The following is a 12398-nucleotide window of genomic DNA, read 5'->3' on the forward strand; positions in this document are numbered from 1 at the left end:
CATTTAGAAATTATTGAAACGCCTTTTCCAAAATGGCCAGTCCTTTTGCCAATTCCTCATCCGTAATTACCAGCGGCATAAGGAAACGAATAACATTGCCCTTTAAACCGGCAGAGAGGAGCAATAAACCATTTTCATTTGCGTACTTCACAATTTCTGCTGTCTTCTTTTTATTAGGCAGCTTACTTATGCGGTCTTCCACAATTTCAACCGCGACCATAGAACCTAATCGGCGAATATCTCCCATGTAATCATGTTTTTCATATCGTTCATTTAAAAAGTCTTCCATTTTTTGTCCAAGCACTTCTGCCTTTTCCGAAAGTTTTTCTTCTTCCATAATATCAATTACCGCCAATGCTGCAGCACATGCGACCGGGCTTCCTGCATATGTGCCTCCGAGTTCTCCCGGATCAGCTACATTTAACATTTCTGTTTTCCCGACAACACCGCTTAATGGCAAACCGGCTGCCAATGACTTTGATACTGTTATCAGATCCGGGGCTACATTAAAATGCTCAATCGCAAATACCTTTCCTGTTCTTCCAAACCCTGTTTGAATTTCGTCGGCTACGAAAACAATCCCGTTCTCCTGACAAAAATCATAAACGGCTTGTACAAATTTAATAGGAGGAATAATAAATCCGCCCTCACCCTGGACAGGCTCCATGACAACACAAGCAACTGTTTCCGGAGCAACTGCAGCTATGAAGAACTCCTTAAACTCTTCAATTTTCATGTCTACATAGGATTCTTCCGTCATTTCATTTGGTTTTTGATAGAGATATGGGAAAGGAGCCTGATAGATTTCCGGAGCAAACGGCCCAAATCCAAATTTATATGGTTTTACTTTACTGGTCATCGTCATTGTCAAATTCGTTCTGCCATGATAACCGCGGACAAAGGAAACGACAGCTTGTCTTCCTGTATAGCGGCGGGCTATTTTGATTGCATTTTCCACAGCTTCAGCTCCTGAATTAAATAAAATAGCCTGCTTGTCAAAGCTGCCTGGAGTGATGCGGCATAATTTTTCTGCCAGATTAATATAGCCTTCATACATCATGACATTAAATCCAGGATGCAAAAATTTATCGACTTGCTCTTTCACTGCCTGGGTTACTTTTGGATGACTGTGCCCTACATTCAAAGTGCCGATCGCACCTGCAAAATCTATCCATTCATTCTGATCAATATCTGTAACTGTTGCACCGGAAGCATATTGCGCAATGTTCAAATTTCCATTGCTCACACCTTTCGGGACATACTTCCTTCTTTTCTCTTGTAATTCTTTTGTAGTTGAATGTGCAGTTATCATAATAATCCTCCTTATCAGAATTTATTCATTATTATGATAACTATCTGGTATAATAAAAAGTACCAAATAGAAAATATTTTAGGTACCAGATGAAGAGGGATAAACATGATTTACTTTTCAATTGATAAAAAAATGGATTCCCATTTTATTTATCAGCAAATTTATAAGGGGATTAAGGCCAATATTCTAGAAGGAAGAATGAAGCCGGATGATAAGCTCCCTTCTAAACGAATATTGGCAAAACAATTAGAGGTCAGTGTCAATTCAGTGATGAATGCCTATGATCAATTATTGGCTGAAGGATATATTTATCCCCTTGAAAGAAAGGGGTATTATGTCGAAAATATTACTCAGTTTATTAATCAAAGAGAATCAGTGAAACATACATTGCCGGCTGATTTAATAGAAACTAGTTCTGTCAGCGAAGATAGACTATCCCTTTCTCATATGACCTCAAGCTTATCGTTATTTCCATTTAAAGAGTGGATAAGGTGTCAGGAAAAAGCCATAAAGAATCACTCAAGAGAACTTTCGGAAATGCCCCATCCTCAGGGGCCTTACTCAGTAAGGAAATCGATTTGCCATTTGATCGCTTTAACACGAGGGGTCATATGTGAGCCAGAACAAATTGTTATTGGTGCAGGGACAAAAACATTAGTCCGCCAATTAATGGAGCCCCGTAAAAAAGAGACCATTATTGCTGTGGAGGATCCCGGATATTCAAGACTCTATCATTTACTGAAAAAGATGGAATTTGACATCCGCCCCGTTAAAATGGATAAAAAAGGGGTTAATATAAATGAAGTGGAACGCTCCAATGCAAATTTTGCAGTCGTGACGCCCTCCCACCAATTTCCAACCGGTAAAATTATGCCGATTGCAAGACGCATCGAACTATTAAACTGGTCGATTTCTTCTGATGACCGGTACATTATCGAAGATGATTATGACAGTGAATTTAAATATGAAACCGATCATATTCCCTCTTTGCAAAGCTTAGATCGAAATCAGCGCGTCATCTATACAGGCACTTTTTCAAAAACGATGTTTCCTGGACTGCGGATCAGTTATATGGTGCTTCCGCCCATTTTATTAAGGGAACATCGCGAGTATTATGCTGATTTAATTCAATCCAGCAACACACTGAGCCTTTTTACGATGCATTACTTTATAGAAAGCGGCGAATACATCCGGCATGTTAAACGGATGAATCACCATTATGAAATCAAAAGAAAAACGTTAATCAAAGAACTGCAGCACCGATTTAAACATAAGGTTTCTATAGAAAATGTCCCCGCAGGGCTTCACTTTCTTGCTCATTTTAAAACGCAGCTGGATTATGGGGAAATTGAAAAAAGAGCAATCGAAGAAAATCTGGAAATCTATACAATGAGACGTTTCATGCTAAAGAACAGCATAATAGAAGAAAACAGAATCAGTCTCGTTCTCGGATTTGCCAATATTCAAGAGAAAAAAATAAAAGAAGCAGTGAATCGGCTGTATTTGATATTTTCTTAGATGTTTTTCATGTAAGCTATAACAAAAAAGTCCAAATCAGATGCGATTTGGACTTTTTTTGCTCATCTATAAACCAATATACATTTTATCTAGGACGAAGTTCCTGATAAAACTGTACAGCAGGCAAATGACCAGATGCCACTTGCACACGAGGCGGATTTTTTACCTCTAAGGTTAAAATACTGAGAATAAACAGAATCACGAGTACAATGGATGTAAGTGATATGTGCAGTCTCCTTCAACAATCAAGATCCAACTAAAACCGTTTCTCCTTTTATGTTAGATTTAGATAAAAACATAGAAGAACGATTTACTTACACGGTGTATCTCCCTTTCAACTGTAAATTATCAATATAATATCATCTTCTATAAAAATTGCAATCTACTTGTTTAACAGGGCAGTAATTTCCGGCACCTTTATTTCCTCTGCAATCGAGCGGGCCGTTTCATCTTCACTTGTGGCATAATCAGGATCCGCCCCTGCATTCAACAGCAGTTCGACCATTTTTACATCTTCTTCATAAACAGCAGCAGTAAGCGCTGTTTGTCCGTAGCCGTCTTCGAGATTGATATCGGCGTTCTTTTCAATAAGCAATTCAGCTAAATCAAGATCACCTGAATAGATGATATCTACCGTAGCCACGTCTCCATTATCTGAAACGATATTCGGATCTGCCCCATTTTTAAGGAGCAGCTCCACCATTTCAGCATTGATGATCAACTCTTCTTCGTATTCATCTGCCGGCGGATAACTTGCATACATAAGCGGAGTCATGCCCATGGCATCCTGAGCGTTTACGTCTTCCCCGCTTTCTATAAGCTCTTCTGCACGTTCTAAGTCATTCTCTGAAGCTGCAAGCATAAGCTGGGTTGTTTCCTCGCTGTCCAGTACAAAGTCACTGTAAAGACTTGTTTTAGCAAGCATTTGAACTAAAAAGACGCTGCCAGCTCCGAGGATGAAGATCAGGGCAAATGCTCCGGCTATTCCTGCTTTAAACAAAGCAGTTGTCCTAAATGAAATGGATGGATCAGACTCGCCAAATTTCCCATTCAGGTGATGAATCCGCTTTGGAAGTACAGGATGTGTAGATACTTTTTCACTTAACCAGACAAACAGGTTCTTCTCACGGCTGCTTTCCTGCAGATAGTCCGTTTCATTAACATATTTATAAAGCACTGGACCAATCGCAAGGACAGTCAATGCCCGTTTTGAGGCATCCAGGTCTTCCGTATAATAATGTGCCAGAGCATCACACGTATACTCACAGGCTCTTGAATAAGCGCTGCCGAGGAACGGCACCCAGTTTCCAAACAGAACAAGGAGATTTTTTAATAGGTGATTTCTTTTAATATGTGCAAGCTCATGCGCAATGACAAAATCAAGTTCTTCTTTTCCGCCCTTTACGTGCAGTTCGGCTAATCCCGAATAAAGGACAACCATGTTTCGCCCTAAAAATCTTGTCGCAAATGTATTCAGCATGCCTTCTGATTCAATAATAAAAATATCGGGAAGCTTCTTCATTTCCATTTTAACGGCAAGATCATTCACCTTGGCATAAATCTCAGGAAACTGAGAAGGGGTAACCTTCACTCCATTGCCACGGATCACTCCGATGGAAAGCAAATGAGCAATAAGCGGGATCAGGATAAAAAGAATTAAGATGAGAAGTCCGACACCTGTAAAAATAAATAATAAGTACATTGGAATACTGATTAATAGCAGGATAATGAAATAAATATGTTCTTTTCTGTGTATATGCTCTGACATTTGATCCTCCGGATTATGTAATTTTCATGTGTGATATGAACTATCCTATTTTACCTACTTTTCCGCTTGATTGGAAGGTTATTTATTCATAGAAAAATAGAAAAAGAGGACGGTGTTTCGCCCTCTTTTTCTATGCATACATCTGCTCTTCATCTTTCCGGAAAAATCCTTTCATCGCGTGAAACACATCGACTTTTTGCTTGAGGATATAATGGCGGAATCTTTCATCAGAGATATTCTTATAAGCGGACATTAGAGTAGAATGGCGGTTGTACTGATTAACTTCCCCGTATCCAAACATGTTGGATACCTTCATCAGTTCTCCCACAAGCTTCACGCAGCGGGCGTTGTCGGATGTTAAATTATCTCCATCTGAAAAATGGAAAGGATAAATATTATAGCGGCTCGGCTGGTACTTTTCTTCAATGATTTCCAGTGCTTTCCGGTAGGCAGATGAACAGATCGTTCCTCCGCTTTCCCCTTTCGAAAAGAAATCTTCTTCCGAGACGACCTTTGCTTCTGTATGGTGGGCAATGAACTCAATTTCAACTTTTTCATACTTGGAGCGCAAAAATCTTGTCATCCAAAAGAAAAAGCTTCTGGCCATATACTTCTCCCAAATACCCATGGATCCGCTTGTATCCATCATGGCTAAAACGACTGCGCGTGATTCAGGCTTCACCACTTCATTCCATGTTTTAAATTTTAAATCCTCAGGATAGATCGGATGAAACTTCGGTGCCCCTGATATCGCGTTGCGCTTATAGGCAGAAAGCATCGTTCGTTTTTTATCAATATTTCCCATCAAACCTGTTTTTCTAATATCATTGAATTCAATATTCTCTACAACAATCTGGTCCAGCTCTTTTCTCTTAAGGTTTGGCAGTTCAAGCTCTTTAAACAGCGCTTCCTCAAGCTCCATCAGCGAAACCTCTGCTTCGTAATAATCCTCGCCCGCCTGATCGCCTGCACCCTGCCCTTTTCCGGGACCATTTGCATTTGACTGAGAACCATCTCTTGCTACAACATCGCCGACTTTGCTGTCTCCATCTCCCTGACCAACATGTTTATTTTTATCATAATTGTATCTGATTTTATATTCATCCAGTGACCTGATCGGAATCTTAACAACATCTTTACCATTTGACATCACAATATTTTCTTCTGTAATTAAATCTGGCAAATTGCTTTTGATAGCTTCCTGAACCTTCTCCTGGTGACGTTTTTGATCGTCGTGGCCTTTGCGATGGAGGGACCAATCTTCATTCGAAATGACAAAGTTGCGCCCATTTCCTTCTATCATCTTATTTTCTCCCCCTCCAAAAATAATTTTGGAATAGATTCACCAAACTGCACCTATATACATAAAATAGCCTTGGGTCTAGATTCGGTATTGTTTAGATTACTCTATCCTATGCTGAAAAAAGAGATAATTGACAAATAATTTAGAAAATTAGGCTGGTCCTCATAAAAAATAGACAAGTTTCATTGTGCATAATTATTTAACGTACATACCGGTTTATTCAACAAAGAGCTTTCATCTTGCACAGATGAGGGAAACCATTTTCATACATATGCATTATCCATTGACCATGCTTTGTCTTGGTGTAAAAAAGGACAGAAAAAAACTCTCTGACAGTCATATCAGAGAGTTTTATTTTTTATCTTCATGCTGAGCAGGATCAGGTTTTTTGCCGCTTTTTTTCACTTCCTGATTGGTTTTCATATGCTCCATGATCTTCGAATGCTCTACTAAATCCTTCATATTGCGCACCATTGAGCCGTTTTCTGTTTCTGTTTCATTTCTTTTTGTCATGGTAAGCACCTCCAGTCTTATTTTTACTTTTCCCGGTATTATCCAAATTGAAACCTTGGGCAGGCTGCACTATGAATATGGATGGGATACAGCCTTTGTCGAAATTTCCTCCGATAAAAACGGAAACCGTTCAGCCTCTCCATTTCCGCGTCAAAAAGCCGGGCACAATCACCCGGCTTTCGTTTACCGATTTAACAGACTGCCCACGTAACGCAGCAGGTCATTTGCAGATGTTGAGTTATAACCGTGCTCATCAATGAGTCTTTTTACAACCTCATTGATTTTCTTCAGCTGCAGCTCATCAGGTGTTTTCGATGATGTTGTAATTTTCACTACATCCTTCAGATCAGCAAAGAGCTTTTTCTGAATGGCTTCGCGAAGACGCTCATGAGAGTTGTAATCAAATCGTTTACCTTTACGTGCATATGCAGAGATTCGGATAAGAATTTCTTCCCTGAACGCTTTTTTCGCATTTTCAGAGATTCCAATTTGCTCTTCAATGGAGCGCATCAATTTGTCGTCCGGATTCATTTCTTCCCCAGTCAGCGGATCGCGGATCTTGTTCTTATTGCAATAAGCTTCCACATTATCCAGGTAGTTATCCATAAGCGTTTTGGCAGACTCCTCGTATGAGTAAACGAATGCCTTTTGCACTTCTTTTTTCGCAAGATCATCGTATTCTTTTCTCGCAACGGAGATAAAGTTCAAGTATCGCTCGCGGTCTTCATTTGAGATGGATGCGTGCTGATCCAATCCTTCTTTTAAAGATCTGAGGACATCCAGGGCATTTATAGAAGGAATTTCTTTTCTGATGATGGTCGAAGAAATCCGGTTGATGACATACCTCGGATCAATCCCGCTCATTCCTTCATCCACATGCTCCTTTTGCAGCTCTTCAACATCGACGTTATTGTAGCCTTCAACACTTTCGCCATCATAAAGACGCATCTTTTTGACGAGGTCGATGTCGCCCCGCTTAGGATCTTTTAATCTGGTCAAAATGGTAAACATGGCTGCAACCCGCATCGTATGAGGGGCAATATGAACATTTGCTACATCACTCTCACTGATCATCTTCTCATAAATTCTTTCTTCCTCAGAAACTCTTAAATTATATGGAACAGGCATCACGATAATTCTGGAATGCAAGGCTTCATTTTTCTTATTCGATATAAACGAACGGTACTCCGTTTCATTCGTATGGGCAACGATCAGTTCATCCGCTGAAATTAATGCGAATCTGCCTGCTTTAAAATTGCCTTCCTGGGTGAGCGATAATAAGTGCCATAAGAATTTTTCATCACATTTCAGCATTTCCTGAAACTCCATCATTCCGCGGTTTGCTTTATTCAGCTCGCCGTCAAAACGGTAGGCCCGAGGATCCGACTCTGAACCAAACTCCGCGATCGTTGAAAAATCAATGCTTCCTGTTAAGTCTGCAATATCCTGTGATTTCGGATCTGACGGGCTGAACGTTCCGATGCCGGTCCGTTTATCTTCTGAGAAAAAGATCCGCTCAATTAACACATCTTCTATTCTGCCTCCGTACTCCTGCTCAAGTCTCATCAGGTTTAGAGGCGAAAGATTCCCCTCAATGCGAATACCATATTCCTGAAAGAAATCTTCTCTTAGATGGTGGGGAATTAAATGCAAAGGATCCTCATGCATCGGGCAGCCTTTAATCGCATACACTGCACCGCGATCCGTAAGAGAATATGTTTCAAGACCCCTTTTCAGCATCGTCACAAGCGTTGATTTACCCCCGCTGACAGGGCCCATAAGCAGCAAAATCCGTTTCCGGACATCAAGCCGCTTAGCTGCCGGGTGGAAGTACTCCTCTACAAGTCGTTCCAGTGACTCTTCAAGTCCAAACAGCTTATGATCAAAGAACTTGTAGCGCTTTGATCCATTTTCTTCCTCTATACCGGCATCTTTGATCATATTGTAAACTCGTGAGTGAGCCGATTGTGCAACCCATGGTTTCTCTTTTAACATCTCTAAATACTCAACGAAGGTTCCTTCCCACTTCAGTCGCTGTTCATCTTCTCTGTACTTTTCAATTTTTTTTAAGATATCCATAAGGACCTCCTCCATCATTGGTGATACTTGAGCGCGATTAATACACTTTATGCAAGGATGTCCTTTAACATTCTTGTTTAATTTAGAAAAGCGGAACACGACTGTTTAGACTCGGGCAGACAGATAAGGATTCGGCAGTAAAGGCGCTTTTTGCCTTTACTGCCGAATCTGTTCTGGCCGAGGGGCTAGGAGGTGGAGCTGGACAATAGATAAGCGGAACCGACTGTTTAGACTCGGACAGACAGATAAGACAGCCTGTTAAAAATCAAACAAAAAAAGATAATTCAGGAAATGTTCCCATTTTTATTCACATGATATTAGGGATAAGATATAATAGGACTAGCTATGTAAGGGTCATCATTTACATATAAGGGAGGAATCAGCACGATGAAATTGGCATTAATCTTAGGGGTATGCATCACTTTTCTAGTTTCGATATTCACTGCTGGGTACAACGATAAGCCGGGCGTGAAAAAATAAACATAAAAAAAAACGGCCTGAGAAGTTTTCTCAGGTCGTTTTTTTGAGTAATCCAGGATAGTTCTGCTGTCTTAATGCTTCGTAGATTAAAATCGCAGCGGTGTTCGATAAATTGAGGGATCTCACATTTCCTGTCATCGGCAAACGAAGACATCTTTCCAGATTTTCAGCAATTAAGTCTTTCGGAAGTCCTGTCGTTTCTTTCCCGAAAACAAAGAAGGTATCTTCTTCATGATTGCTGTAGTCAAATGTTGTATGCGGTTGTTCTCCGAATTTCGTTATATAGTAGAATTCCCCTTGCGGATAGGCTTCAAAAAGCTCATCTAAGGAATCGTGATAAACAACATTTACAAATTCCCAATAATCAAGCCCTGCACGCTTCAGCATTTTGTCATCCGTTCTGAATCCAAGAGGACGGATTAAATGCAGCGTGGTGTTGGTTGCAGCGCAAGTCCGCGCAATATTTCCTGTGTTTGCCGGAATTTCCGGCTGATAGAGTACGACATGTAATGCCACTTTCTTCACCTCATCTAAATCTGTTACCCGTATTATACCACTTATTATTTTTTAGAGCCCGAATCATCCTCGATATGAAAAAATCTATACTTAATGTTCGGCGTGTAAGCTGTTGAGTCTTCATAATCCCAATAACGCATTCGGCTGTTGTACGTATTTGCATTTACAAGAGGCATGTTTGCCTGATCCTTAGCTACAACAATCGTTGTATGATCAAACCTGCCGTCCCCTTGAAAATCATAACAGATGACATCCCCCGGCATTAACACCTCAGGCGCGCGTACAGCTGTCGCCCTCAAGCCTGTCTTTGAATTTCCGAGATGCAGGGTGAGGGAATGGGCAACCGTCCAGCTGTAGCTCCAGATATTGTTCTGCATCCACCATCCGGCTGATCGCCCCGGGTACCCTCTCATTGGAGCGCCGCCAGCGTGAAGACACTGGGAAACATAGTTCGTGCAGTTCACATCGAAGTTTTTAAACTTGGGATTGTGGGTGTTCCACCATCTTTCAGCATATTGAACGGCAGCGAGCCTGTCGTAGAAAAAAGAGACTCTTTCAATTGAAGGATCTTCACTTTCTGCAATAGGTTCATCATACTCATGCTCGACCTTATAATCCCTGATGATTGTTCCATTTTGAAACTCAGCTATACGGCTTTCCGTTTTTTCTTCAAGATAAAAGGATTCCTTATCTTTATGAAAATATTTATAATGGCACCGGTAAAGAACACGCTGCTCAAGGTCAGATACTTTATCCAGCTCCAGCAATTGAACAGAGGCATTTCCTTTTAAAATCTCGACATCCCGGTCTTCCAGAATCTTTTTTTTCCGCAGCATCGCTTTGCTGTCTTCTATAATATCAAGCTCTTTAGCACGCCGATTATTGATAAGAAGCTCTAACTTCGCCTTTATTGCAGCTGAAAGATTATTTTTCATCCATGCCTCACCGCCATATTTGTCGTTAGTAAGACCATATGAAAGGAGATTGGCAAGTATGAAACTTACGCTTCTATTAGCGATATTCCTTTTTCGATTTCATCCCGGACTTCTTCGTCTTCTTCATGCTGAAGGGCTTTTTTCAAGTCGATCAGCCTTTCTTTTCCGCCAATTGAGCCAATTGCCCAAGCAGCAGTTCCGCGAATAACCGGACGCGGATCTTTATGCATCAGCTGGATTAGTTCAGGGATAGCGGTTTGATCTTTAAAGTGAGCGAGCGCAATAATTGCATTTCTCTGAATCGGTTTCTTCCCTCTCCATGACCCAGATACATGTCCAAACTTTTCTTTAAACTCTCTGTTGCTCATGGTAAGAAGGGGCTTAAGCTTCGGCTTTGCAATCTCAGGATCCGGCTCCATTTCGGCATGAAGATGAAAATCCTTGCCTTTGTTTTCGGGACAAACGGTTTGGCACGTATCACAGCCATATAAACGGTTGCCCAGCTTCTTTCTGTATTTATCCGCTAAAAAGCCTTTCGTCTGTGTTAAAAAGGCGATGCATTTATTTGAATCAAGCTGGCCGCCCTGTACAAGTGCTCCTGTCGGACACGCATCCACACAAATATTGCAGCTGCCGCATCGGTCTTCCATTGGTGTATCCGGTGAAAATGGAATATTTGTGACGATTTCACCCAAGTATACATACGATCCAAATTCCGGAGTGATGATCGCACAGTTTTTCCCGCTCCAGCCAATGCCCGCTCTTTCTGCCACAGCCCTGTCTGACAATTCGCCTGTATCAACCATTGATTTAAACTCAGCATTCGGAACCCGCTCCCGTATATATACCTCGAGCTTATTCAGCCGATCTCTTAATACATGGTGATAGTCCTGTCCCCAGGAAGCTCTGCAAAAGATACCTCTTCTATCTTCCTTCGTGCTTCTGGGTGCATCCTTCAGCTTGGATGGATAAGCAAGCGCAATGGAAATAATCGATTTTGCCCCCGGCAGGAGGACATCGGGATTTGTCCGTTTTTCAAGATCAGGCTCTTCAAAACCGGACTGATATCCATTTTGTTCGTGAACAATCAGCCGCTGCTTCAGTTCATCGAAAACAGAGGCCTGTGCAAATCCGATTTTATCAATGCCGATGCTTTTGCTGAATGAAAGAATATCCTGCTTAAGTTCTTCATAATTCATGTCCTGCACCTCCCTTCGGTTCATATTTTCGAAAAGACATTATCTTATATGGTAAAATAAGTTCATTAAAAAGTGGAGGATAAAATGATGGAAATTTCCATAAACCCTGAAATCAAACAGCATTTTCCTGATTTCAAATTGGGCGTTATTGAGTATACAGCCATAAGTGTATCAGAATCCCCGCAAATGCTTAAAGGAAGAATGCGGCTCTTCCAGGAATCAATCTTCTTTGAAATGGAAGACAAAAAAGTACAGGATCTTAAACCGATTGGAGAATGGCGGAGCATTTTTAAAAAGCTTGGCACAGATCCTGGCCGGTATCGCCCTTCAAGCGAAGCGCTGTACCGCAGGATTCAAAAACAGCAGTACCTTGAACCTATCCATTCAGCAGTCGATCTAAATAACTTCTTCTCCCTGCAGCATCAAATCCCATTCGGCATTTACGATGCGGATAAACTTTCAGGGAAGATTGAAATCAAGGTTGGAAATGAAGCGGATGTTTATATGGCCATCAATGGACGGGATGTATCGATGAATGGCAAAATACTTTCATCAGATGACATAGGTGCCTTTGGAGGCCCTTATGTGGACTCAAAGCGGACCGCAGTCACAGAAAAAACGACAAACGCGCTTCACTTGATCTATCTCCAGCCAAGCATGGATCATGAAAATGCAGATGAAATGTTATCATCATTAACGAAAATGTTCATTCAGATTCATGGCGGGGATGGAAAGTACAGGTTAGTTAAGTAATTCATCAGACATAGCATTTCCT

The 12398-nt window shown here is 41.1% G+C and carries 10 protein-coding genes; 2 read left to right on the forward strand and 8 right to left on the reverse strand.

All coding sequences use genetic code 11. The features are described from left to right. Nucleotides 1-10: 10 nt before the first annotated feature. Nucleotides 11-1312, reverse strand: a complete 1302-nt coding sequence (gene gabT / locus E2R53_RS13290; RefSeq protein WP_133312184.1) for a 4-aminobutyrate--2-oxoglutarate transaminase — start codon at nt 1310-1312, stop codon at nt 11-13. A gap of 105 nt (nt 1313-1417) precedes the next feature. Between gabT and E2R53_RS13295 the strand changes: the two genes are divergently transcribed. Beyond that, nucleotides 1418-2830: a PLP-dependent aminotransferase family protein gene (locus E2R53_RS13295; protein WP_133312185.1), complete on the forward strand. Its 1413-nt coding sequence runs from the start codon at nt 1418-1420 to the stop codon at nt 2828-2830. A 382-nt stretch (nt 2831-3212) separates the two neighbouring features. Here E2R53_RS13295 and E2R53_RS13300 read toward each other — a convergent pair whose 3' ends face one another. The 7 genes from E2R53_RS13300 to queG all read right to left on the reverse strand — a co-directional run bounded on the left by E2R53_RS13300 (nt 3213) and on the right by queG (nt 11623). Next, nucleotides 3213-4598, reverse strand: a complete 1386-nt coding sequence (locus E2R53_RS13300) for a M48 family metallopeptidase (protein WP_133312186.1) — start codon at nt 4596-4598, stop codon at nt 3213-3215. Nucleotides 4599-4728: 130 nt separating this feature from the next. Beyond that, nucleotides 4729-5901: a sporulation protein YhbH gene (gene yhbH / locus E2R53_RS13305; protein ID WP_133312187.1), complete on the reverse strand. Its 1173-nt coding sequence runs from the start codon at nt 5899-5901 to the stop codon at nt 4729-4731. A gap of 351 nt (nt 5902-6252) precedes the next feature. Continuing rightward, nucleotides 6253-6414 carry a hypothetical protein gene (locus tag E2R53_RS23300; RefSeq protein WP_154317796.1) on the reverse strand — a complete coding sequence of 54 codons (162 nt, stop codon included), beginning with the start codon at nt 6412-6414 and terminating at the stop codon, nt 6253-6255. Nucleotides 6415-6597: 183 nt separating this feature from the next. Then, entirely contained in the window at nt 6598-8493 is a 1896-nt protein-coding gene (locus E2R53_RS13310; protein ID WP_133312188.1) for a PrkA family serine protein kinase, read from the reverse strand. A 510-nt stretch (nt 8494-9003) separates the two neighbouring features. Next, the gene (gene trmL / locus E2R53_RS13315; protein ID WP_435796792.1) at nt 9004-9489 is read right to left on the reverse strand and encodes a tRNA (uridine(34)/cytosine(34)/5-carboxymethylaminomethyluridine(34)-2'-O)-methyltransferase TrmL; all 486 of its coding nucleotides are present in this window, start codon (nt 9487-9489) and stop codon (nt 9004-9006) included. A 44-nt stretch (nt 9490-9533) separates the two neighbouring features. After that, nucleotides 9534-10424 carry an amidase domain-containing protein gene (locus E2R53_RS13320; protein WP_133312190.1) on the reverse strand — a complete coding sequence of 297 codons (891 nt, stop codon included), beginning with the start codon at nt 10422-10424 and terminating at the stop codon, nt 9534-9536. A 65-nt stretch (nt 10425-10489) separates the two neighbouring features. Then, nucleotides 10490-11623 (reverse strand): tRNA epoxyqueuosine(34) reductase QueG, encoded by a 1134-nt coding sequence (gene queG / locus E2R53_RS13325; protein ID WP_133312191.1) that lies wholly within the window; start codon nt 11621-11623, stop codon nt 10490-10492. Nucleotides 11624-11710: 87 nt separating this feature from the next. On the opposite strand from queG, the gene E2R53_RS13330 reads away from it, so the two are divergent. Next, on the forward strand, nt 11711-12376 hold the full coding sequence (locus tag E2R53_RS13330; protein ID WP_133312300.1) for a B3/B4 domain-containing protein: 666 nt from the start codon (nt 11711-11713) through the stop codon (nt 12374-12376). Nucleotides 12377-12398: the final 22 nt, after the last annotated feature.

The organism is Peribacillus frigoritolerans (assembly GCF_004358755.1).
In the GTDB taxonomy this organism is placed as follows: domain Bacteria; phylum Bacillota; class Bacilli; order Bacillales; family Bacillaceae; genus Bacillus_P.